This is a genomic window from Pseudomonas sp. BB438 (assembly GCF_057180225.1).
In genome coordinates, this window is the sequence record NZ_CM170001.1 from 3,077,498 (window position 1) to 3,098,955 (window position 21,458).

At 66.5% G+C, this 21,458-nt stretch carries 16 protein-coding genes; 10 read left to right on the plus strand and 6 right to left on the minus strand.

Annotation, left to right across the window (positions count from 1 at the left end; genetic code table 11):
• The first annotated feature begins 8 nt into the window (after positions 1-8).
• From AC1ZV1_RS14285 to AC1ZV1_RS14295, 3 genes are all read left to right on the plus strand, one after another.
• The gene (locus tag AC1ZV1_RS14285) at positions 9-1,862 is read left to right on the plus strand and encodes an amidohydrolase (protein ID WP_484297321.1); all 1,854 of its coding nucleotides are present in this window, start codon (positions 9-11) and stop codon (positions 1,860-1,862) included.
• Positions 1,863-2,115: 253 nt separating this feature from the next.
• Positions 2,116-4,308 (plus strand): catalase/peroxidase HPI, encoded by a 2,193-nt coding sequence (gene katG / locus AC1ZV1_RS14290; RefSeq protein WP_484297322.1) that lies wholly within the window; start codon positions 2,116-2,118, stop codon positions 4,306-4,308.
• Positions 4,309-4,453: 145 nt separating this feature from the next.
• Positions 4,454-5,542, plus strand: a complete 1,089-nt coding sequence (locus AC1ZV1_RS14295; RefSeq protein WP_484297323.1) for a glycerophosphodiester phosphodiesterase — start codon at positions 4,454-4,456, stop codon at positions 5,540-5,542.
• An 11-nt stretch (positions 5,543-5,553) separates the two neighbouring features.
• On the opposite strand, the gene AC1ZV1_RS14300 is transcribed toward AC1ZV1_RS14295, so the two are convergent.
• Positions 5,554-7,335 (minus strand): response regulator, encoded by a 1,782-nt coding sequence (locus tag AC1ZV1_RS14300; protein WP_484297324.1) that lies wholly within the window; start codon positions 7,333-7,335, stop codon positions 5,554-5,556.
• A gap of 187 nt (positions 7,336-7,522) precedes the next feature.
• Here AC1ZV1_RS14300 and AC1ZV1_RS14305 point away from each other — a divergent pair, with 187 nt between their 5' ends.
• From AC1ZV1_RS14305 to AC1ZV1_RS14315, 3 genes are all read left to right on the plus strand, one after another.
• Positions 7,523-10,585, plus strand: coding sequence for an autotransporter family protein (locus AC1ZV1_RS14305; protein WP_484297325.1), 3,063 nt, complete (start codon positions 7,523-7,525; stop codon positions 10,583-10,585).
• Positions 10,586-10,689: 104 nt separating this feature from the next.
• Positions 10,690-11,376: an aquaporin Z gene (gene aqpZ / locus AC1ZV1_RS14310; RefSeq protein ID WP_484297326.1), complete on the plus strand. Its 687-nt coding sequence runs from the start codon at positions 10,690-10,692 to the stop codon at positions 11,374-11,376.
• 55 nt (positions 11,377-11,431) lie between these two features.
• Positions 11,432-11,833 carry a DUF2501 domain-containing protein gene (locus AC1ZV1_RS14315; RefSeq protein ID WP_484297327.1) on the plus strand — a complete coding sequence of 134 codons (402 nt, stop codon included), beginning with the start codon at positions 11,432-11,434 and terminating at the stop codon, positions 11,831-11,833.
• Between the two features lie 100 nt (positions 11,834-11,933).
• On the opposite strand, the gene AC1ZV1_RS14320 is transcribed toward AC1ZV1_RS14315, so the two are convergent.
• Both AC1ZV1_RS14320 and AC1ZV1_RS14325 read right to left on the minus strand, forming a co-directional pair.
• Positions 11,934-12,377, minus strand: a complete 444-nt coding sequence (locus tag AC1ZV1_RS14320; protein WP_484297328.1) for a GNAT family N-acetyltransferase — start codon at positions 12,375-12,377, stop codon at positions 11,934-11,936.
• Positions 12,378-12,394: 17 nt separating this feature from the next.
• On the minus strand, positions 12,395-12,898 hold the full coding sequence (locus tag AC1ZV1_RS14325) for a GNAT family N-acetyltransferase (protein ID WP_484297329.1): 504 nt from the start codon (positions 12,896-12,898) through the stop codon (positions 12,395-12,397).
• 147 nt (positions 12,899-13,045) lie between these two features.
• On the opposite strand from AC1ZV1_RS14325, the gene AC1ZV1_RS14330 reads away from it, so the two are divergent.
• The 3 genes from AC1ZV1_RS14330 (at position 13,046) to AC1ZV1_RS14340 (ending at position 16,247) form a co-directional block, all read left to right on the plus strand.
• Positions 13,046-13,951 carry a LysR substrate-binding domain-containing protein gene (locus AC1ZV1_RS14330; RefSeq protein ID WP_484297330.1) on the plus strand — a complete coding sequence of 302 codons (906 nt, stop codon included), beginning with the start codon at positions 13,046-13,048 and terminating at the stop codon, positions 13,949-13,951.
• A gap of 120 nt (positions 13,952-14,071) precedes the next feature.
• Positions 14,072-15,271, plus strand: coding sequence for an MFS transporter (locus AC1ZV1_RS14335; RefSeq protein WP_484297331.1), 1,200 nt, complete (start codon positions 14,072-14,074; stop codon positions 15,269-15,271).
• A gap of 73 nt (positions 15,272-15,344) precedes the next feature.
• Complete coding sequence (locus AC1ZV1_RS14340; protein WP_484297332.1) at positions 15,345-16,247, plus strand: LysR family transcriptional regulator; 903 nt, start codon at positions 15,345-15,347, stop codon at positions 16,245-16,247.
• On the opposite strand, the gene AC1ZV1_RS14345 is transcribed toward AC1ZV1_RS14340, so the two are convergent.
• From AC1ZV1_RS14345 to AC1ZV1_RS14355, 3 genes are all read right to left on the minus strand, one after another.
• Complete coding sequence (locus AC1ZV1_RS14345; protein ID WP_484297563.1) at positions 16,241-17,728, minus strand: DHA2 family efflux MFS transporter permease subunit; 1,488 nt, start codon at positions 17,726-17,728, stop codon at positions 16,241-16,243. The two genes, AC1ZV1_RS14340 and AC1ZV1_RS14345, sit on opposite strands and share 7 nt — an antisense overlap.
• Positions 17,729-17,814: 86 nt before the next feature.
• Positions 17,815-18,942 carry an HlyD family secretion protein gene (locus AC1ZV1_RS14350; protein ID WP_484297333.1) on the minus strand — a complete coding sequence of 376 codons (1,128 nt, stop codon included), beginning with the start codon at positions 18,940-18,942 and terminating at the stop codon, positions 17,815-17,817.
• A gap of 11 nt (positions 18,943-18,953) precedes the next feature.
• Positions 18,954-19,454, minus strand: coding sequence for a winged helix-turn-helix transcriptional regulator (locus AC1ZV1_RS14355; RefSeq protein ID WP_484297334.1), 501 nt, complete (start codon positions 19,452-19,454; stop codon positions 18,954-18,956).
• Between the two features lie 648 nt (positions 19,455-20,102).
• On the opposite strand from AC1ZV1_RS14355, the gene AC1ZV1_RS14360 reads away from it, so the two are divergent.
• Positions 20,103-21,431 (plus strand): OprD family porin, encoded by a 1,329-nt coding sequence (locus tag AC1ZV1_RS14360; RefSeq protein WP_484297335.1) that lies wholly within the window; start codon positions 20,103-20,105, stop codon positions 21,429-21,431.
• Positions 21,432-21,458: the final 27 nt, after the last annotated feature.

Consider the following 21,458-nt stretch of genomic DNA (forward strand, 5'->3'; position numbering starts at 1 on the left):
ACACGCGCATGAGCAACGCAGATAGAAACGCAGACCTGATCCTGTTCAACGGCAAGCTGCACACCGTCGACCCGGAACGCCCGCACGCCACCGCCGTGGCCATCGCCGACGGCAGGTTCCTCGTCGTCGGCACCGACGCCCAGGCGATGGCCTACCGTGACGCCTCGACGAAGCTGGTCGACCTCAATCGGCGCACGGTCATTCCCGGCCTCAACGACTCGCACCTGCACCTGATCCGTGGCGGCCTGAACTACAACCTCGAACTGCGCTGGGAAGGTGTGCCGTCGCTCTCCGACGCGCTGGAGATGCTGCGCCTGCAGGCCCAGCGCACGCCGTCGCCGCAGTGGGTGCGTGTGGTCGGTGGCTGGAACGAATTCCAGTTCGCCGAACGCCGCCTGCCGACAATCGAGGAGCTGAACAAGGCGGCGCCGGATACACCGGTGTTCGTCCTGCACCTGTATGACCGTGCGCTGCTCAACCGTGCTGCGCTGCGTGTCGTCGGCTACACCCGGGATACGCCGAACCCGCCCGGCGGCGAGATCGTCCGCGACAGCAATGGCGAACCCACCGGCATGCTGATCGCCCGTCCCAACGCGATGATCCTCTACGCGACCCTGGCCAAGGGACCGAAGCTGCCGCTGGAATACCAGGTCAACTCGACCCGCCAGTTCATGCGCGAGCTGAACCGCCTCGGCCTGACCAGCGTGATCGACGCCGGCGGCGGTTTCCAGAACTACCCGGACGACTACCAGGTGATCCAGCAGTTGGCCGACGCCGACCAGCTCACCGTGCGCATCGCCTACAACCTGTTCACCCAGAAGCCCAAGGAAGAACTGGCGGACTTCAAGAGCTGGACCGGCAGCGTGACCCTCCACCAGGGCGACGACTTCCTGCGCCACAACGGCGCCGGGGAAATGCTGGTGTTCTCGGCAGCGGATTTCGAGGACTTCCTCGAACCGCGTCCGGACCTGCCCGGCACCATGGAGGCCGAGCTGGAGCCGGTGGTGCGCCACCTGGTCGAGCAGCGCTGGCCGTTCCGCCTGCATGCCACCTATGACGAGTCCATCTCGCGCATGCTGGATGTGTTCGAGAAGGTCAACCGGGATATCCCGTTCAACGGCCTGCCGTGGTTCTTCGACCATGCCGAGACCATCACCCCGAAGAACATCGAGCGGGTGAGGGCGCTGGGCGGCGGCATCGCCATCCAGGACCGCATGGCCTTCCAGGGCGAATATTTCGTCGACCGCTACGGCAAGCAGGCCGCCGAGGCGACCCCGCCGATCAGGCGCATGCTGGCCGAAGGTGTGCCGGTGGGTGCCGGCACCGACGCCACCCGTGTGTCCAGCTACAACCCCTGGACCTCGCTGTACTGGATGGTCAGCGGCAAGACGGTCGGTGGCCTGAGCCTCTACTCCGAGGGCCTGTCCCGCGAGGTGGCGATCCAGCTGTTCACCCACGGCAGCGCCTGGTTCTCCAGCGAGCAGGGCAAGAAAGGCATGCTCAAGGCTGGCCAACTGGCGGACCTGGCCGTACTCTCGGAGGACTTCTTCAGCGTCGAGGAAGAGGCCATCAAGACCATCGAGTCGGTGCTCACCGTGGTGGGCGGCAAGATCGTCCACGGCGACCGCGAGTTCGACAAGCTGGCTCCTCCGAGCATCCCGGTGGTGCCGGACTGGTCGCCGGTGGCCATGGTTCCCGGCCACTGGCGCCCGCAGGCGCCGCTGCAGCAGGCCGTGCACCAGTGCATCGGCTCCTGCGGCGTGCACGGCCACAGCCATGAGCGTGCGCGCACCAGGGACGTGCCGGTGAGCGACTTCGCCGGATTCTGGGGCGCGTTCGGTTGTTCGTGCTTCGCGTTCTGACGGTGCAACGATCCGGCCCGCGCGGGCCGGACCGCTTTCACGTTGTTGTGTCCGCCGCGGACTGACCGGTTCGCGAGCAGGTCTGCTCCCGCCCAACTCCTCTCAAACCCGCGATTCAGGCTGTCTCCCCATCGATAGCCTTTTACCGCCTGAGCTGATCGATAACGGCAATAGCAGACCGTTGCGTTTGATCTATCTTCTGATGGGTTGTGCGAATACGAGGCGCCGCAAAGACGCCCACAAGGAGCCTGCAATGAGCGATGAAAACAAAGGTAGCTGCCCCTTCCACCAGACCGCCGGTGGTGGCACGTCGAACCGTGACTGGTGGCCGAACCAGCTGAGGCTGGACCTGCTGCACCAGCATTCTTCCAAGTCCAACCCGATGGGTGAGGACTTCAACTACGCCGAGGCGTTCAAGACCCTCGACCTCGAGGCGGTCAAGGCCGATCTGCGCGCCCTGATGACCGACTCCCAGGACTGGTGGCCGGCCGACTTCGGCCACTACGGCCCGTTATTCATCCGCATGGCCTGGCACTCTGCCGGCACCTACCGCGTCGGCGATGGCCGTGGCGGCGCCGGGCGTGGCCAGCAGCGCTTCGCCCCGCTCAACAGCTGGCCGGACAACGTCAGTCTGGACAAGGCACGCCGGCTGATCTGGCCGATCAAGCAGAAGTACGGCGCCAAACTGTCCTGGGCCGACCTGATCGTCCTCACCGGCAACGTCGCCCTGGAATCCATGGGCTTCAAGACCTTCGGCTTTGCCGGCGGCCGCGAGGATGTCTGGGAACCGGACCAGGACGTGTACTGGGGCGAAGAAACCACCTGGTTGGGTGGGGACAAGCGCTACACCGGCGAGCGCGACCTGGAGAATCCCCTGGCCGCGGTGCAGATGGGGCTGATCTACGTGAACCCCGAAGGCCCCAACGGCAACCCGGATCCGCTGGCTGCCGCCCGCGACATCCGCGAGACGTTCGCCCGCATGGCCATGGATGACGAGGAAACCGTTGCCCTGATCGCCGGCGGCCACACCTTTGGCAAGACCCACGGCGCGGGCCCCGCCGACAATGTTGGCGCCGACCCGGAAGCGGCCGGCCTGGAAAACCAGGGCCTGGGCTGGGTCAGCACATTCGGCACGGGCTCCGGTGGCGATGCCATCACCAGTGGCCTGGAAGTCACCTGGACGTCCACGCCGACGCGCTGGAGCAACAACTTCTTCTGGAACCTGTTCGGCTATGAATGGGAGCTGACCAAGAGCCCGGCCGGCGCCCACCAGTGGCAGCCGAAGAATGGTGCGGGTGCCGGCAGCATTCCTGATGCCCACGACAAGTCCAAGCGCCGCGCGCCGTCGATGCTCACGACCGACATCTCGCTGCGTGTCGATCCGATCTACGAGAAGATTTCCCGTCGTTTCTACGAAGATCCCGACGCGTTCGCCGATGCATTCGCCCGAGCCTGGTTCAAGCTGACCCACCGCGACATGGGCCCGCGTGCCCGTTATCTCGGCCCGGAAGTCCCGGCCGAGGAACTGGTCTGGCAGGACCCGATCCCGGCCGTCAACCACCCGCTGGTGGACGAGCAGGACATCGCGGCGCTCAAGGCCAAGGTGCTGGCCTCCGGCCTGTCGGTCGCCGAACTGGTCTCCACCGCCTGGGCGTCGGCCTCCACCTTCCGTGGTTCCGACAAGCGCGGCGGCGCCAACGGCGCGCGCATCCGCCTGGCGCCGCAGAAGGACTGGCCGGTGAACCAGCCTGAACAGCTGGCCAAGGTGCTCGGCGTACTGGAGGAAATCCAGGCCGAGTTCAACGCGTCCGCTGCCGGCGGGAAGAAGATTTCCCTGGCCGACCTGATCGTCCTGGCCGGTGATGCTGGCGTGGAAGAGGCGGCCCGCAAGGGCGGCCACAAGGTCACCGTGCCGTTCGCGCCCGGCCGCATGGACGCCAGCCAGGAGCAGACCGACGTGCACTCGGTGGGCATGCTGGAGCCGGTGGCCGATGCCTTCCGCAACTTCCAGAAGGCGAAATTCGCCGTGCCTGCCGAAGCCTTGCTGATCGACAAGGCGCAGCTGCTGACCCTGACCGGGCCGGAAGTCACGGTGTTGATCGGCGGCCTGCGTGTGCTCGGGGCTAACACCGGCGGCTCGCAGCACGGTGTGTTCACCGCGCGCCCGGGCACCCTCAGCAACGACTTCTTCGTCAACCTGCTGGACATGGGCACTGTGTGGAAGCCGACTTCGGCGGACAACACCGAGTTCGAAGGCCGCGACCGCAAGACCGGCGAAGCCCGGTGGACCGGCAGCCGCGTCGACCTGCTACTGGGTTCAAACTCTCAGCTGCGGGCGTTGTCGGAGGTCTATGGTTGCTCGGACGGCGAACGCAAGTTCGTCCATGACTTCGTCAAGGCCTGGACCAAGGTGATGAACCTCGACCGCTTCGACCTGCCGCGCTGACCGGGCAGGGAAGAGCACAGGGCCCGCGGACGAGCGATCGTCCGCGGGCCCTGTCGTTCGTGGGGAGGCCGGCCGTCGCAAGCGTTTCACAGGCCGCCGGCAGACTGGGCCGCTTCTCCGTTACCCATCGAGAGGGGTTTCGCACATGCGCCGTCGCATCATCGTTGTATTGGGCTCCATCGCGCTGGCTGTCGCCAGTTTCACCGCCAGCGCCGAGGAGTCACCCGGCCGCGCGCTGAGCGAGGCGGCAGGCGTTGCCTGGCCAACGGTGATTGCCCACCGCGGCGCCTCCCATGATGCGCCGGAGGAGACCGCACCGGCGTATCTCGCCGCCCGTGACCTGGGCGCGGACTACCTGGAAGCGGACCTGCAGCGCACCCGGGACGGCGTGCTGGTCGCCGTGCACGACGACACCCTGGAGCGCACCACCAATATCGCCAAGGTCTTCCCCGGCCGCGAAAAGAACCCGGTGAGCACGTTCACCCTGGCTGAGCTCAAGCGCCTGGATGCGGGCAGCTGGTTCAACACCAGCTTTCCCGAGCGCGCTCGCTCCAAGTACGTGGGCACGCGCATCCTGACCCTGGATGAGCTGATCGATATCGCCGAAGGCGGCGGTGAAACCCCCGGCCTGTACCTGGAAACCAAGGCGCCGGGGCAGTTCCCCGGCATCGAGGAAGACCTGCGCAAGGTCCTGGAGAACCGCGGCTGGCTCAACGCCGACGGCGAGCCCCAGGGCAAGATCGTCCTGCAGACCTTCGAGAAGAGCAGCCTGGAACTGCTGAACAAGAGCATGCCGAAAGTGCCCAAGGTGCTGCTGCTGTGGACCGGGGACGGCTACATGGCGGCCAAGAACCCGGCGTCCTTCGCGCAGTCGGGGGAGAAGACCAAGGCGGACTTTTATGCCAGGCAGGAGGTCAAGTCCAAGGAGGAATTCTTCGCCTGGCTCGACTGGGCCAAGGCCCATGGCGCGCTGGGCACGGGCCCTTCGGCGACCCTGGCGGCCCGTGGCGACCAGAGCTACATGGACCTGGTGCAACCCTGGATGAACCAGGCCGCCCATGAGCGGGGCCTGTTCGTGCATGCCTACACCGTCGACGACTCGGTGGACTTCGACACGCTGACCAAGGCCGGCGTAGACGGCTTCTTCACCAACCGCACCGACCAGTTGCTGCTGTTCCTCGGCCGGCCGCCGAGCCGCAATGTCGGCGAGGTGCTGAAGTCGGTGGGCTATTGAGCTGATCCCGATCAGGCCGCCGTTTCCGGGGCCAGCGGTAGCGCCAGGTGCACACTCACCGTCGTGCCCTGGCCCGGTGGACTGGCCAGGACCAGTTCGCCCTGCAGCAGGCTGACCAGGCGCTTGGCGACGATCAGCCCGACCGGGGCATCCTGCAGCAACTGCCGGGCAGCGTCGGCGGCCAGTTCTTCCAGCGAATAGAGCGCCAGTGGGTCCTCTCCCTGCGCGCCTGTGCCCGTGGCGTTCAGGCGAATGGCCAGGCGGGAATCCTCGACCTGTCCGTGAAGGCTGACCAGCAGCGTCCCGCTGCCGGTCTCGCGGATCAGGTAGGCGAGCAGGTAGTCGAGGACTTCCCGCAGCAGCGATGGATCGCCCAGTAGCACGCGGTCCAGCTCGGGGGCGACCTGCATGTCCAGTGCCAGCCCCTTGCCATGCGCGGTCGTCGCGACGGCGTCGATGGCGGCGCGCAGCAGTTCGTCGAGTCGAAGGGGGGCCTGTTGTGGTTGTTCCTCGCCACTCTCCAGGCGTGCCACCTGGCGCAGGTCGGCGGTCAGCTTCAGCAGGCCGCGGCTGGTGCTGTCGATCCACTCCAGTGCTTCGCGGTCCGCTGGTTCCAGCGTCGCACGCTGCAGGACCACCTCGAGCATGCCGTGCATGGCGCCCAGGGGCAGGCTGAACTCGTTGCTCGCGCGCACCAGGAAATTGAGCTTCTGCCGGTTGCCCAGTTCGGCCTGCTGCTTGTCCGCCTCGATGGCGCGCAGGCGATCCTGGCGGCCGGTGATGTCGGCGCTCCCGCAGATCATCCCGAGCAGTCGTCCGCCGGCGTCGCGGTAGGGCTTGCCCCAGTGGTGCAGCACCCGCCGGTGGCCATGGATGCGCAGTTCGATATCGCGGGCGAAGGGCTGTTCGGCCGCCACCGCCTGGAGGAAGTACTGGTGCAGCAGTTCCGCCTGTGCCGGCGCGTACCAGTCCACGTCCATGGCGCGGGTGCCCAGTACGTCGCCCAGCTGCACGTCGTACAGCCTCAGGAACGCCAGGTTGGCGTGCACCAGGCGGCCGCCGGTATCACGCACGTAGAGGGCATCGGGCAGGCTGTCGACCAGGCTGCGCAGCATGACCAGTTCGTCGTTCTCCGGCGCCGCCGGTGCGGGCTCGCCCTGGGGCGCGGCGACCAGCGCATTGCGCCGGGCAAAGTCGATCAGTTCGGGCAGGCTGTGCAGGTTGAGCTTGTGCTGCAGGCGTGTGCGGTAGGTGCTGACGGTCTTCTCGCTGATGGTCAGCTCGTGGGAGATCTGGTGGTTGTTGCGCCCGCTGGCGAGGAAGTACAGCACCGACAGCTCGCGGTTGGACAGGCTGGCGACCCGCTCGCGTTCGCCGCTGCGCACGTCCGGCAGGTTGACGTTGCCCAGCAGGCGCATGGGGAAGTAGCTGCGCCCGCGCAGCAGCATCGCCACCGCCAGGCTCAGCTCGCGCAGGTCGTCGTGCTTGCTGACGAAGCCCGAGGCGCCGCCCTGCAGGAAGCGTCCGACGATGTGCTCCGAGTCCTGCGCGCTGAACGCCAGTACCGGCAGGTTCACCCCGTGCGCCCTGAGTCTCGCCATGACGTCGAGGCCGTTCAGGCGCGACAGGTCGATATCCAGGATCAGCAGATCGGCCGGCTGCTCCAGGCTCAGGCGCAAGGCCTCCAGGCCGTTCTCGGCCTCGCCGGCGATGGCGTGACCCTCGCTCTCCAGCAGCATGCGTACCGCGTGGCGGGTGACCGGATGTCCGTCGGCGATCAGCACCTGGCCCATTACAACGTTCCTCGTCGAAGTCCCGTTCAACGCTAGGCCATTTTCCGTGCCCGTGCAGGATTTGCGTAGGAAGTTTCCTACTTGTCGGTAAATGCTTTCCCATCTTCACGGTGGCCCAGTCCGAGAAGAATCGCCCCCAGAGGTCGGCTCATACACCGGCCAGACATGGATTCTGGAGGGCTACCAGATGAACACCCGCAAGATTTCACCGGCGAGCCGGCACGCGCCGCCGTTCCTTCCTACGCTGCTGGCGGTGGTGATCACCTCGCTGGCGGCGCTGCCGTCGCTGGCCGAGGATTTCGACACCCCGCAGACGTTTTCTCCCTGGGAAAACAACACCAGCGAACTGCACGATGCGCATTTCGACGTGAATGCAAGCCAGTCGGCAATCACCGTCAATGACATGGAGTTCACCCTCGACGGCGGCTGGGTGCACAACACGGGCAACGGCGGCGGCCTGTTGTTCAACCTGTGGAGCGGCAAGCAGGACCAGGTTGAACACGTGGAGATCGACAGTGCCGGCAGCTTTGGCCTGCAGGTCAATGGTGGCAGGGTCAGCATCGTCGATTCCCAGGTCAATACCCATGGCGACAACGACTATGGTCTGGACGCCCAGAGTGGGGGCCAGGTCGAACTGGTGGGCGGCGCTGTCGCCACCGATGGCGCTCATGCCGCCGCGGTGCACGCGCACAACAATGGCGGCGCTCAGGTCAGCGGCAGCTCGTTGAGTACGCTGGGCGAGCACAGTGCCGGTGTGCTGCTGGACAACAATGGCACCCTGACGCTGGGCGACTCCCAAGTCTCCACTGCCGGTGACGACAGCAGCGCAATCCAGGCCAGCAACGGCGCCTCCCTGCAGGTCAGCGGCTCCACGCTGGAAACCGCGGGGCAGGGTAGCCATGGTGTGCATGTTTCCAGCAACGGTGCGGACAACACGCTGGCCGACTCCAGCATCACAACCCACGGCGCAGGCAGCATCGGCGTGATGGTCAACAACGCGAGCGGCTCGGCGACGGTGCTGAACAGCCGGATCGTCACCGAAGGCGAGGGCAGCCACGGACTCTACACCCGCCAGGGTACCCATATCGATCTCACCCAGGGTAGCGAGGTGAACACCAGCGGTGCCGATGCGGATGGTGCCTGGACAGCCGAAGGCGGCAGCATCGATATCGCAGACAGCCGCCTGGACAGCACTGGAGCCGGCTCGGCTGCCGTGCATGCGGCGGCCTCAGGTACCATCGATGTGAATGCCAGTCAGCTCTGGAGCAGCGGTAGCGAGGGAGCCGCTGTACACCTCGACAATGGCGGGACGATCAGCGCCAGCAACAGCCAGATCGGCTCGCGTAACGGATCGGCGATCCTCTTCAGCCAGGGCGAGCAGCAGGGCGGGGGAGACGCTCACCTGGACGTGAGCGCCAGTCGTATCACCAGCGATGCTGCCGTGGTAACGGCGCAGGCCGGCAGCTCGGGCACCTTCAACGCCTCGGGCAGCCAGTTGCAGGCCGGCAATGGGGTGGGGTACGCCATCGCCGCAGGCGCAAGCCTGCACTCCACCCTTACCGATTCCAGCCTCGATGTCGGCGATGCCGGACTGCTGGCCGATGTCGCCGGCAACGGGGCGCTGCAACTGACCAGCGAAGGCAGCGACCTGCACGGCGATACCCGCCTGCAGGCCGGCGACCAGGGCCAGCTGGACATGACCCTGCACAACGCCCGCTGGCAGATGAATGCCGACTCCAGCCTGAGCACGCTGGACCTCGACGACGCCACCGTGGCTTTTGGCGCCAATGGCTACCACACGCTGTCGACGACCGGCGACCTGACCGGCGCCGGCACCTTTGATATGAACACTGACCTCTCCAGCCTGCAGACCGACCTGATCCTGGTCGGCGGGCAGGCCTACGGTGCGCACACCCTGGTGGTCGCCGACAGCGGCAAGGAGGCGGGTGGCGATCAGCTTCGCGTGGTGGGGACCCAGGGCAGTCCCGGCGCTTTCAGTCTCTACGGCGAGCATGTGGACGCCGGCGCTTACCGTTACACCCTCGAACAGCAGGGCAATGACTGGTACCTGGTCGCCAGCGGCAAGAATGTGGTCGACCCGGGCGAGCCGACCGATCCGGTAGACCCCGACCAGCCCTCCACGGGAACCGGTGACGGCGGCGACCCCGGGACGTCCACACCCGATCCCGGCGAGGGCGGCTCCGGAGGCAGTGAAGGCGGTAACCAGGGAGGTGGCGATAGCAGCAATCAGGGTGGCAACCAGGGCGGCACCGACGGCGGCAATCAAGGTGGTGACCAGGGCTCCGCGGGCGGTGGCAGCACCAGCCAGCCGGACATCATCTCCAAGGGCTCCAACGTCGCCCTGGGGATGCAGAGCGCCGCGGCCAATCTGTACTACGCCGAGCTCGGCACCCTGGTGCAGCGCCTGGGCGAACTGCGCCTGAGCCAGGACGACGGCGGCGTCTGGATTCGCGGTATCGGCAAGCGTATGCGCATGGGCGAGCACTATGGTCGGGCCTTCGAACAGAACCTCGATGGCGTCGAGATCGGCGCCGACAAGGCCATCCACCTCGACGGCGCTCGCCTGTACCTGGGCGCGATGGTTGGCGCCAGCGAATCGCGCATCCGCTTCACCGAGAACAGCCGCGGACATCTCGACAGCACCAGCGTCGGCGCCTACGCCACCTACCTGCGCGACGATGGCTGGTACCTGGACAACGTCATCAAGTACAGCCACATGGACGGCGACGTGAAGGTCCCGACCAACCTCGGCCAGCCGGTGAAGGGTGACTACAAGGCTGACGCCTACGGTGTCAGTGTCGAGGGCGGAAAACGCATCGACTTGCAGGACCAGTGGTTCGTCGAACCTCAGGTGCAGCTCAGCGCCACCCACTTCGAAGGCCCGCGCTACACCAGCAGTGACGGCCTCAAGGTACGCGCCAGCGACACCGACTCGTTACAGGGCCGCGTGGGGCTGCGTGGCGGCAAGGAGATCCAGCTCGACCAGGACATGCGTCTGCAGACCTACGCCACCGCGTCGTACATCGACGAGCTGGCCGGCAACACCCACGTGCGCGTCAACGGCGAGAAGCTGAACAACCGGCTGCCCGGCTCGCGCGGCGAACTGGGTGCCGGTGCGGCGCTGCAGCTCAGCCGCCAGCAGAAGGTCTCGCTGGAAGTGGACTACGCCAAGGGCGACCACCTCGAACAGCCCTGGGCCGTGACCCTCGGCTACCGCTACCTCTGGTAAGCGAGCGCCAGAAGGGAGGACGGCGACGCTCTCCCTTCCATTTCCCCATCCCCCATCACGGACATCCCATCGGAGCCGCCATCGCCGGCTCCTTGGAGGCAATCATGTACAGAAAACTTGCGGCCGAGCTGATCGGCACCTTCTGGCTAGTCCTGGGCGGCTGCGGCAGCGCCGTCCTCGCCGCCAACTTCGGTGGCCACGGTATCGGCCTGCTCGGCGTGGCACTGGCGTTCGGCCTGACCGTCGTCACCATGGCCTACACCATCGGACCGATCTCCGGCTGCCACCTCAACCCGGCGGTGAGCGTCGGCCTGATGTTCGGCGGGCGCTTCCCGGCGGCGGACGTGCTGCCCTATATCCTTGCGCAGATCGTCGGTGGCCTGCTGGCCGGTGGCGCGCTGTACCTGATCGCCAGCGGCGCCGCGGGCTTCGATGCGGCCGCGGGGTTCGCTGCCAACGGCTACGGCGCGCATTCGCCGGGTGGCTACAGCCTGGCGGCGGTGCTGCTTTGCGAAGTGCTCATGACCGCCGTGTTCCTCTTCGTGATCATGGGCGCCACCGACCGCGATGCCCCGGCTGGTTTCGCGCCGCTGGCCATCGGCCTGACACTGGCGCTGATCCACCTGATCAGCATCCCGGTCAGCAATACCTCGGTGAACCCGGCCCGCAGCCTGGCCGTGGCGTTCTACGCGGCGCCCTGGGCCCTGGAGCAACTCTGGGCCTTCTGGCTGGCCCCGCTGGTCGGCGGCAGCCTGGGCGCGCTGGTCTATCGGGCGGTCCGTGGCCGTTGATGTCTACACTCGCAGTGGCGCTTCGCGTCGCGTCGTACGCAAACAGGAGATCGTCATGAATGTCCGCACACTGATTCCCGCCGTTCTTGGAGCCGTCCTGCTGCCCTGGTCGCTGGCCCAGGCAGCGTCCCTTGGCGATGTCGCCGGCAGCCTCGGTGGTCTTGGCAACCTGTCGTCGGTGTCGTCCAGCAGCAGCGGCAACGTCGCCGGCTTGTTGGAGTATTGCGCCAAGAACAACTACCTCAACGCCGATGCGGCGACACAGGTGAAAGACAAGCTGCTGGGCAAGCTGCCGGGCAATACCACCACCAGCGACAGCGGTTACAAGGACGGCGCCAAGGGCATCCTGACCGGTAGCGATGGCAAGAGCCTCGACCTGTCCGGTAGTGGTATCAAGGAAAAGGTGACCAAGCAGGTGTGCGACAAGGTGCTCAGCCAGGGCAAGTCCCTGCTCTGAGCACATTGGCACCGGGTTTCCCTCGCGGGAGCGGGCTCTGCGCCCGATCCGCCGGCAGCGCGGCGATGGACCGAAGAGTGGCGCTTCAGGGGGATGATTGTCAGCCCCGGCTTTTCTCGTAGCGTACATCCCGCTCATCCACGCGCCCGGCGAGATGCCAGCCGTGGCGGCGGTAGAAGGCATTGGCGCGGATGCCGTCGCCGCCATCGGTTACCAGCCATATCTGCTCGTGCGCGTGAAACAGTTGCTCCTCGGCGGCGGCCAGCAACAGCCGTCCCATGCCCAGTCCCTCGCACTCAGGACGCACGAACAGCGCGAAGAGTTCTCCCTCGTCGCTATCCACCATGGCGAAGCCGCCTGCGATGCCGTCGATCTCCGTGATCCACGCGCATGGCTCGGCGGCGATCGCCTCGGCCAGCACCGCTGGCGTGATGCCCAGTTCCGTCATCTGCTCGCGGCTGAGGTGGTTCTCCCGCACGCTGGTGCGGATCTCGAAGAGGGTGTCGATGTCCGCCACAGTGGCGGGGCGGATCGTTGCAGGCATGGCGAGTGCTCTCGGGTTCAGACGGCGGAAAAGCCCGGGTGATAGGCAACCGTGCCGGCGGCTTCGGTACCGTCCAGCAACAGCGCCATGAAATATTCCGGCGGCACGCCTTCGTACCGGACGGCCGGATTCTGGCGGAAGCCGAAGCGCGGGTAGTAGGCCGGATCGCCCAGCACCACGCAGCCCCGCGCGCCCAGGGCTTTCAGGTGCTGCAGCCCGGCGCGAATGAGCGCGGCGCCGATGCCGTGGCCGTGCAGGTCGGGGCGCACTGCTACCGGACCCAGCCCATACCAACCGAGGTTCTTGCCATCGAGCGTGACGGGGGAAAACGCCACATGGCCGACCACGTCGTCCTGCACCGTGGCGACCAGGGAAATGCTCAGCGCCCCGGCCGCGCGCAGCGCATCGACGATGGCGGCTTCAGTGCCGCTGCTGTGCTCGGCGACGGCAAAGGCGGCGGTGGTCAGCCGGCGAATGACGCTGGCGTCTTCGGGACGTTCGGGACGGATGCTGTAGTCCATGCTGCGGGCTCTCGGTTGTCCGGTCGGTGGGCACTGTAACCCGTTCGCTGGATTCTGGCCTTGCGCGCGGGTAAACCATCGGGAAAGTCGCCCAGGGGATGGGGTAAGCTGCGCAGCTTTCCCAGCGTTCCATCCGGAGAACGATCCATGGAAGACCTCAACACCCTCTATTACTTCACCCAGGTGGTGGAGCAGGGTGGTTTCGCCGCCGCCGGGCGCGCGCTGGACATTCCCAAGTCCAAGCTCAGCCGCCGCATCGCCCAACTGGAAGAGCGCCTGGGCGTGCGCCTGTTGCACCGTACCAGCCGGCACTGCTCGCTGACCGAGATCGGCCAGGAGTACTACCAGCGCTGCGTGGCCATGCGTATTGAGGCCGAGGGTGCGTCCGAGGTGATCGAGCGCAACCGCAGCGAGCCGCGCGGGCTGGTGCGGCTGGCCTGTCCGACGACGCTGCTGAACTCCTGGGTCGGGCCGATGCTGACCCGCTACATGCTCAAGTACCCGCTGGTGGAACTGTTCATCGAGAGCACCAACCGCCGCGTCGACCTGCTTCACGAAGGGTTCGACATCGCCCTGCGCGTGCGTTTCCCGCCACTGGAAAACACCGACATGGTGATGAAGGTGCTGGGCAACAGCACCCAGTGCCTGGTGGGGCGTCCGGACTTCCTCGAGCGCATGGCCGGCGACAGCTCGCCCCTGGGCTTCGGCCAGTTGCCCAGCCTGCACTGGGGCAGCATGCAGCGTGAATACCAGTGGGAGCTGTTCAACGAGGAGGGTGAGCGCCTGCTGATCTCGCACAAGCCGCGCATGGTCACCGACGACCTGCTGGCGCTGCGCAACGCCGTCATCGCCGGCGTCGGCATTGCCCACGTGCCGCGCGTGGCGGTACGCGAGGACCTGGCGGCCGGAAGGCTGGTCGAGCTGCTGCCAGGCTGGTCGCCCAAGTGCGGCATCGTCCATGCGATCTTCCCCTCGCGCCGCGGCCTGCTGCCCTCGGTGCGCACGCTGATCGACTTCCTCGCGGAGGAATTCAGCAACAGCGACATGGCCTGAGCCCTCGCGCCGGCGGGCAGCGTTGCGTTTCGCGCACCGCTGTATTGCCGGCCCGACCGATTCTGCGCGGAAGGTTGCCGGCATAGGCTGGTGCCACTGTTTTTCCCACAAGGAATGGTCATGAATCCCGCTTCGAATTCCCTTCCGGCCGACCACGCGCAGCCGACCCTGTCCTCGGCGATGGTGGTGCTGCTCGCGTTCTGCTGCGGCGCTGTCGTCGCCAACCTCTACTACGCGCAGCCCATCGTCGAGCTCATCGCCCCGGCCATCGGCCTGTCCACCGAACACGCCAGCCTGATCGTCTCGCTGACCCAGTTCGGCTACGCCATCGGCCTGCTGTTCCTGGTGCCGCTGGCGGACCTGCTGGAGAACCGCAAGCTGGTGATTGGCTTCACCCTGGCCGTGGCACTGTGCCTGGCCGGCGCCGGACTGGCGAACGCACCGTCGGTGCTGCTGGCCTGCGCGCTGCTGATCGGCCTGACGTCGGTGGCGGTGCAGATCCTGGTGCCGCTGGCGGCGCACCTGGCGCCGGAAGAAGCGCGCGGTCGTGTGGTGGGCAACATCATGGGCGGCCTGTTGCTGGGCATCCTGCTGTCGCGCCCGGTGTCGAGCCTGGTGGCGGAAGTCTTCGGCTGGCGCGGGGTGTTTCTTGCCGCGTCCGTGCTGATGCTGCTGATCGCGCTGGTGATGGCGGTGGCGCTGCCGCGCCGTGTACCGGCCCACAGCGCAACCTATCCGCAGCTGATCGGCTCGGTATTCGCCCTGGCGCGGCGCCATGCCGTGCTGCGTGAACGCGCGCTCTACCAGGGCCTGCTGTTCGCCGCGTTCAGCGCCTTCTGGACCATCGCGCCCATCGAACTGATCCGCCATCACGGCTTCAGCCAGACCCAGGTTGCGCTGTTCGCCCTGGTCGGCGCGGTCGGTGCCGTTGCCGCGCCCATCGCCGGGCGGCTGGCGGACGCCGGGCACACCGTCAGGGGCACCCTGGTCGCGTTGCTGCTGGCGCCGTTCTCGCTGCTGCTCGGGGCGTTGCCCGGTGCGGGGTTCCTGTGGCTGGTGGTGTGCGCGGTGCTGCTGGATTTTGCCGTGCAGCTGAACATGGTGCTCGGCCAGCGCGAGGTGTATGCCCTCGACCCGCACAGCCGTGCGCGCCTGAACGCGGTGTACATGACCAGCATCTTCGTGGGCGGCGCACTGGGTTCGCTGGTTGCCAGCCCGCTGTACGAAGCGATCAGCTGGACGCCGTTCGCGATCGGCGCGGCGGTGATCCCGACCATCGCCACCTTGCTCTTCCTGCTGCGTGGCGAGAGCCGCGCCTGAGAGCACAGGCGTGCAAGGCGAGCGCGGAGGTGATTGGGTACACTCCGGGATTTCCCGCTCCCGGAGTTCCGCCATGGACAAACTGCAGGCCCTGTCGATGTTCGTCGAGACCGTCCGTTGCGGCGGCTATTCGGCGGCGGCCCGCAAGCTCGGCGTGGCGACGTCCTCGGTGACCCGCCAGGTGGCGGCCCTGGAAGCGGAACTGGGCGCTACGCTGCTCAACCGCACCACCCGCCACAGCAGCCCCACCCTGGCCGGACAGGCCTACTACGACAAGGCCGTGGAAATCCTCGAGGCGCTGGTGGCTGCCGATGGCCTGGTCAGCGACCGCGGCCGCGAAGCGAAAGGGCGCTTGCGGGTCAGCGTACCGGTGGAGTTCGGCCGGCGGGTCATCGCCCCGCACCTGGGGCGGCTGCTGGCGCAGTATCCGGAGCTGGAGATCAGCCTGTCGCTGAACGACCAACTGGTCGACCTGCCCAGGCAGCAGATCGATTTGTCCGTGCGCCTGGGCGCGACGCTGATCAGCGACGACATCATCAGTCGGCCGATCGGCCAGTTCGACCGCTGGCTGGTGGCGAGCCCCGACTACCTGCAGCGCGCCGGTACGCCCAGCCATCCGCTGGAGCTGATGGAGCACCCTTGCCTGCGCTTCGACTATGGCGGCCCGCATTCGACCTGGACCTGTAGCGACGGCCAGGAGACCTGGGCGCTCAACGTACAGGGGCGGCTGCAGAGCAACAACGCAGATGTTCTTCGGGAAACCGCGCTGGCCGGCGGCGGCATCGCGTTGCTCTCCGATTGGCTGGTCGCCGCAGATGTGCGCGGCGGGCGGCTCCAGCGCGTGCTGCCGGACTACAGGACCTACCCCGGCAGCACGGTGAGCAGCATCAACGCCCTGTATCCGCCGAGCCTGCGCGACTCCAGCCGCATCCGTGTGTTCGTCGCCTTTCTCGAGGAAATCCTCGCGGCTCAATGACTGTCCGCGCTGGGCTGCGTGGGCGGGGCGATTCTGCGCATCAGCGGCACTAGCAGCAACGTCACCGCGAAGCACGCGCCGACCAGCAGGAAGGCATCGGCGAAGGTCAGCGTCTGCGCCTCGCGCCAGGTCAGGTCCCAGAGGTGTTTCAGCGCCTGTTGGGACGGTTCGCCATTGAGCTCCAGGGACGGCGCCAGCCAGTGGTTGAGCGCCTCGTTGCTGCTGTTCAGGTGTTCAGCCAGACGCAGGAAGTGCAGGTTGGCGCGGTCGTTGAGCACCGTGGCGCAGGCAGCGATGCCGATGGCGCCGCCCAGGTTGCGCATCAGGTTGAACAGCCCGGAGGCCAGCTTCAGGCGCTCCGGCGGCAGTGAGCCCAACGCCAGCGTCACGGTAGGCGCCACGCAGAACTGCTGGGCCATGCCGCGCAGGGCCTGCGGGAACATCAGCTGCGCTGCGCCCCAGTCGTGGGTCAGCGGGGCGAACTCATACATGGACAGGGTGAACATCACCATCCCCAGCAGCAGTATCCAGCGCAGGTCGACGCGCTTGGCGAGGGCGGCGTAGAGCGGGATGCTCATGATCTGGAAGATGCCGGTGGAGAATATCGCCAGGCCGATGTCCAGCGCGCCGTAGCCGCGCACGCGGCCGAGGAACAGCGGCGTAAGGTAGATGGTGGCGAAGATGCCGATGCCAGTGACGAAACTGAACAGGCAGCCGAGGGCGAAATTGCGTTCCTTGAGGGCGCGAAGATCGACGATGGGGTGCGTGGCGGTCAGGCTGCGGTAAAGGAATGCGACACCGCACAGGCCGGAAATCCACGCGGTGGCGACGATGGTGTCGTCGCTGAACCAGTTCCAGCGCGGGCCTTCCTCCAGGGTGTACTCCAAACAGCCGAGGAACAGCGCCATCAGCAGGATCGCCGGGTAGTCGGCGCCCTTGAGCAGCGACAGGTCCGGCTTGTCGATGCGCACCATGATCGGCACCACGATGGCGACGAACAGCCCCGGCACCAGGTTGATGTAGAACAGCCAGGGCCAGGAGGAAATATCGGTGATCCAGCCGCCGACCACCGGCCCGAGGGTCGGTGCGAGGGAGGCGATGGCGCCGATGGTGGCAGCGACGATCACCCGCTGCTTGCCGTCGAAGTAGAGGAAGCCGGTGGTGAACACCATGGGGATCATTGAGCCGCCGAGAAAGCCCTGCAGCGCGCGGAAGGCGATCATGCTCTGGATGTTCCAGGCCATGGCGCAGAGCAGGCTGGTGAGGGTGAAGCCCAGCGCCGAGGCGGCGAACAGCCAGCGTGTGGAGAGTACCTTGGACAGCCAGCCCGACAGCGGGATGACGATGATCTCGGCGATCAGGTAGCTGGTCTGCACCCACGCCAGCTCGTCGGCACCGGCCGATAGCCCGCCGCCGATGTCGCGCAGCGAGGCGGAGACGATCTGGATGTCCAGCAGGGCGATGAACATGCCCAGGCACATGCAGGCGAAGGCAATGACCTTGCGGACGGTGGAGAGGCTTGCCACCGGCACCACCTCGCTGCTCCAGAAGGTACTGCGGGCGAGGCTCACGGCCGCGTGCCCTGGGCAACACGCTGTTCGGCGTCGCCGTGGTCATGGGCGCGGGTGTCCACTTCCACCAGCACGGAAAGGCCGGGACGAAGGTTGCCGAGGCGGCCGTCGGCGTCGTCCAGGTGTACGCGCACCGGCACGCGCTGGACGATCTTGGTGAAGTTACCGGTGGCATTCTCTGGCGGGAGGATGCTGAACTGCGCGCCGGTGGCCGGGGCGAGGCTGTCCAGGTGGCCGTGGAAGACCTTGCCGGGCAGGATGTCGGCCTCGATGGTCACCGCCTGGCCGGGCTGCATGCGTGCCAGCTGGTCTTCCTTGAAATTGGCGTCCACCCACAGGCCCTGCGCGGGCACCACGGCGAGCAACTGGGTGCCCGCGGCGACGTAGCTGCCGACCCTTGCGCGTCGGTTGCCGATGTAGCCGTCCACCGGCGCGCGCAGCTCGGTGTAGCTGAGGTCCAGGCGCGCCAGGTCACGGGCGGCAACGGCCTGTTCGAGGGCGGCCTGGGCCTGCTGCCGCTGGCTATGGATCACGTCCAGCTGGCGGCGTGAGGCGAGCAGGCTGGCACGGGCCTTGTCGCTGTTGGCGCGGGCGGATTTGAAGCTGGCGTCGGCGCGTTGCGCGGCCTCAACAGAGACCGCGTTGGTCCGCACCAGGGTCGCATAGCGGCGCTGATCGTCGCGGGTACGCACTTCTTCGGCGGCGGCTGCATCGATCTCCGCCTGGCTCTGGTGGATCAGCGCGTCCTGCAGCGACGCCTGTGCGTCGACGTTGGCCAGTGCGGCTTCCTCGGCATGCACTGCGCCTTCGGCCTTGGCCAGGGCGGCGCGGTAGTCCCGGTCGTCGATGCGCGCGAGCAGGTCGCCCGCATGCACCATCTGGTTGTCACTCACGTTCAGCTCGGCGATGTAGCCGGCCACGCGCGGGCTGATGACGGTGACGTTGCCGCCGACGTAGGCATCGTCGGTCTTCTCCAGGAAGCGTCCGTCGAGCCACCAGTGCCCGGCGTAGGCGCCTGCGCCCAGGATGGCCGCGGCGGTGACGGCGAGCTTGAGGGCCTTGCGGGACCCGGGTTTGGCCGTGTCGGCGGTTGGCGTGGCGGGAAGGGTGACGGGCTGGTTCATGGCGGCCTCGCTCAGGCGTGATCGGCGTGGGGAATGGTGTGGGGATTGGCGTGCGGGAATACGGGGACGAGTCGTTCGCCCTCGCGGCGGTGGATCTGGTGGTGCGGGCCGATGGGCTCACCGCTGTCGGCGTCCACCAGGGCGATGCGCACCGGGCGGCCGCTGCGGGTGTCCACCAGTTCGGCGGCGCTGGCCATGCCGGCGTGGCGCTTGCCCCATTGCAGCAGCGTCAGCAGTACCGGCCGCAGGTCGCGGCCACGTTCGGTGAGCAGGTAGTCGAAGCGGGGTGGGTGGTCGTTGTACTGGCGACGCTGCAGCAGACCGCTGTCCACCAGGGCGCGCAGACGGCGGGTGAGCACGTTGCTGGCGATGCCCAATCGTGCGAGGAACTGGTCGAAGCGCGTGGAGCCGTAGAAGGCCTCGCGCAGGATCAGCACATTCCAGCTGTCGCCGATCAGGTCCAGCGCCTGGGCCACGGGGCAGGGCAGGTGTTCGAAGCTGGATCTGCGCATGTCACCACCTCTTTTAATTAAGGTCATCATTCAATTTGGGCGCCTTGCCATGGGCCTGGGAGGCTGTCAGGCAAGGCATGGATTGAAAGATTATGACTGTAATCTAATCGGGTCACTTGCTTTGCGCAAGTGAGTCATCGAGGCAGGAATGGGGCAGGGGATGAATGGCATGCGGAGGTGAATTCCCGCCGTTGCGGAAGTTGCCCGATCCTGCGCGAATTACCTGGAAACTTGAATTGGAAAGTTCAGCGGAAGTTGCTCTGAACCTAATGGCCAATGAAGCTGTAAATCGACTGGGTATTTATCCGGGAATGGGCCGGGAAAGGTGCACCGATCACGTTTCAATAGGCAAAAAAAGGCCGCCTGGGGAGGCGGCCAAACCAAAGGATGATGAAGTGGAGCAATCGGCCGGACGCTCTGGAGCGGGCATCCGGGACTCATGTTCTTCATCGGGGCGCAAGCTTAATGGCGATGGCGGCAAATGCTGAATCATTCGTCTCGATATCAACTATCGACAAGGCTGGTTGGAGAGCGAAGCGGCGGATTGTTATCTCTTCGCTCGCTCTGCCTATGGCGGGGATACATAAGAAAGTTGTTCACGATTCAATCGATATACCTGCCAAGACAAGTCCAACAAAGGGGTAGAAGATGTACGCTTTCCGTCTTTCAATGCTCGGCGCCATCGTCGCCGGCATTCCGTTCCAGCTCGCGCACGCCGCCGCGGTTTCCGACCAGTCCGAGGCCACCGGCTTCATCGAAGGCAGCAGCGCCTCGCTGCTGATGCGCAACTACTACTACAACAGCGACCGCAAGTCCGGTGACCGGGACCGCAAGGACTGGACCCAGGGCTTCACGCTGAACTACAGCTCCGGCTTCACCCAGGGCACCGTTGGCTTCGGCGTCGAGGCCTTCGGCAACTGGGGCATCCGCCTGGATGGCGGTGCCGGCACCTCCGGCACCGGCAACCTGCCCGTGCGCGAGAACGACTCGCCGGAAAGCGAGTACGGCCGCGCCGGCGGCGCCGTGAAGCTGCGCGTCTCGAAGACCGAGCTGCGCTGGGGTGACCTGCAGCCCACCGCGCCGGTGTTCGCTGCTGGCGGCACGCGCCTGTTCCCGCAGACCGCCACGGGCTTCAACGTGCTGAGCAGCGAGATCGAGGGACTGGACCTGGACGGCGGCCACTTCACCGGCGGCAACGGCCCGGTGACCACCAATGGCGACCATGGCATCTGGGCGTCCTACGCCAACGTCGAGGCCAGCAGCATCGACTATGTGGGGGGCAAGTACGCGGTCAACGATGCGCTGAACTTCTCGCTCTATGCCTCCAAGCTCGAAGACGTGTGGCGCCAGTACTACGGCAACGCCAACTACACGCTGCCGCTGGCGGACGACCAGTCGCTGAACCTCGACTTCAACATCTACCGCACCAACGACGACGGCAGCGCCAAGGCCGGCGAAATCAGCAACACCACCTGGTCTGCCGCCGCCGCGTATACCTTCCTCACGGCGCACACCCTGACGCTGGCTTACCAGAAGGTCCACGGCGATACACCGTTCGACTATGTGGCCTTCGGCGTCAACGGCCCCGGCGATACCGGCGATTCGATCTTCCTCGCCAACTCCGTCCAGTACTCGGACTTCAACGGTCCGGAAGAGAAGTCCTGGCAACTGCGCTATGACCTGGCGATGGCCACCTACGGCATCCCCGGCCTCAGCTTCATGGCCCGCTATGTCAACGGCCATGGCATCGATGGCACGAAAATGGCCGCTGACAGCCAGTACCGCGGCTATGGCTACGGCGAGGACGGCAAGCATCACGAGACCAACCTGGAAGCCAAGTACATAGTGCAGTCCGGGCCGGCGAAGGACCTGTCCTTCCGTCTGCGCGAAGCGATCCACCGCGGCAACGCCGACCAGGTAGAAGGCGACGTCAACGAGTTCCGCCTGATCGTCGACTACCCGCTGTCCATCCTGTAGGTCCCGGAGACGGGGCGGGGCGCTACA

Bases quoted from the DNA above. Each gene is read 5' to 3' on its own strand.
- AC1ZV1_RS14285 (WP_484297321.1), top strand. From the start codon at position 9: ATGAGCAACGCAGATAGAAACGCAGACCTGATCCTGTTCAACGGCAAG.
- katG (WP_484297322.1), top strand. From the start codon at position 2,116: ATGAGCGATGAAAACAAAGGTAGCTGCCCCTTCCACCAGACCGCCGGT.
- AC1ZV1_RS14295 (WP_484297323.1), top strand. From the start codon at position 4,454: ATGCGCCGTCGCATCATCGTTGTATTGGGCTCCATCGCGCTGGCTGTC.
- AC1ZV1_RS14300 (WP_484297324.1), bottom strand. From the start codon at position 7,335: ATGGGCCAGGTGCTGATCGCCGACGGACATCCGGTCACCCGCCACGCG.
- AC1ZV1_RS14305 (WP_484297325.1), top strand. From the start codon at position 7,523: ATGAACACCCGCAAGATTTCACCGGCGAGCCGGCACGCGCCGCCGTTC.
- aqpZ (WP_484297326.1), top strand. From the start codon at position 10,690: ATGTACAGAAAACTTGCGGCCGAGCTGATCGGCACCTTCTGGCTAGTC.
- AC1ZV1_RS14315 (WP_484297327.1), top strand. From the start codon at position 11,432: ATGAATGTCCGCACACTGATTCCCGCCGTTCTTGGAGCCGTCCTGCTG.
- AC1ZV1_RS14320 (WP_484297328.1), bottom strand. From the start codon at position 12,377: ATGCCTGCAACGATCCGCCCCGCCACTGTGGCGGACATCGACACCCTC.
- AC1ZV1_RS14325 (WP_484297329.1), bottom strand. From the start codon at position 12,898: ATGGACTACAGCATCCGTCCCGAACGTCCCGAAGACGCCAGCGTCATT.
- AC1ZV1_RS14330 (WP_484297330.1), top strand. From the start codon at position 13,046: ATGGAAGACCTCAACACCCTCTATTACTTCACCCAGGTGGTGGAGCAG.
- AC1ZV1_RS14335 (WP_484297331.1), top strand. From the start codon at position 14,072: ATGAATCCCGCTTCGAATTCCCTTCCGGCCGACCACGCGCAGCCGACC.
- AC1ZV1_RS14340 (WP_484297332.1), top strand. From the start codon at position 15,345: ATGGACAAACTGCAGGCCCTGTCGATGTTCGTCGAGACCGTCCGTTGC.
- AC1ZV1_RS14345 (WP_484297563.1), bottom strand. From the start codon at position 17,728: ATGTGCCTGGGCATGTTCATCGCCCTGCTGGACATCCAGATCGTCTCC.
- AC1ZV1_RS14350 (WP_484297333.1), bottom strand. From the start codon at position 18,942: ATGAACCAGCCCGTCACCCTTCCCGCCACGCCAACCGCCGACACGGCC.
- AC1ZV1_RS14355 (WP_484297334.1), bottom strand. From the start codon at position 19,454: ATGCGCAGATCCAGCTTCGAACACCTGCCCTGCCCCGTGGCCCAGGCG.
- AC1ZV1_RS14360 (WP_484297335.1), top strand. From the start codon at position 20,103: ATGTACGCTTTCCGTCTTTCAATGCTCGGCGCCATCGTCGCCGGCATT.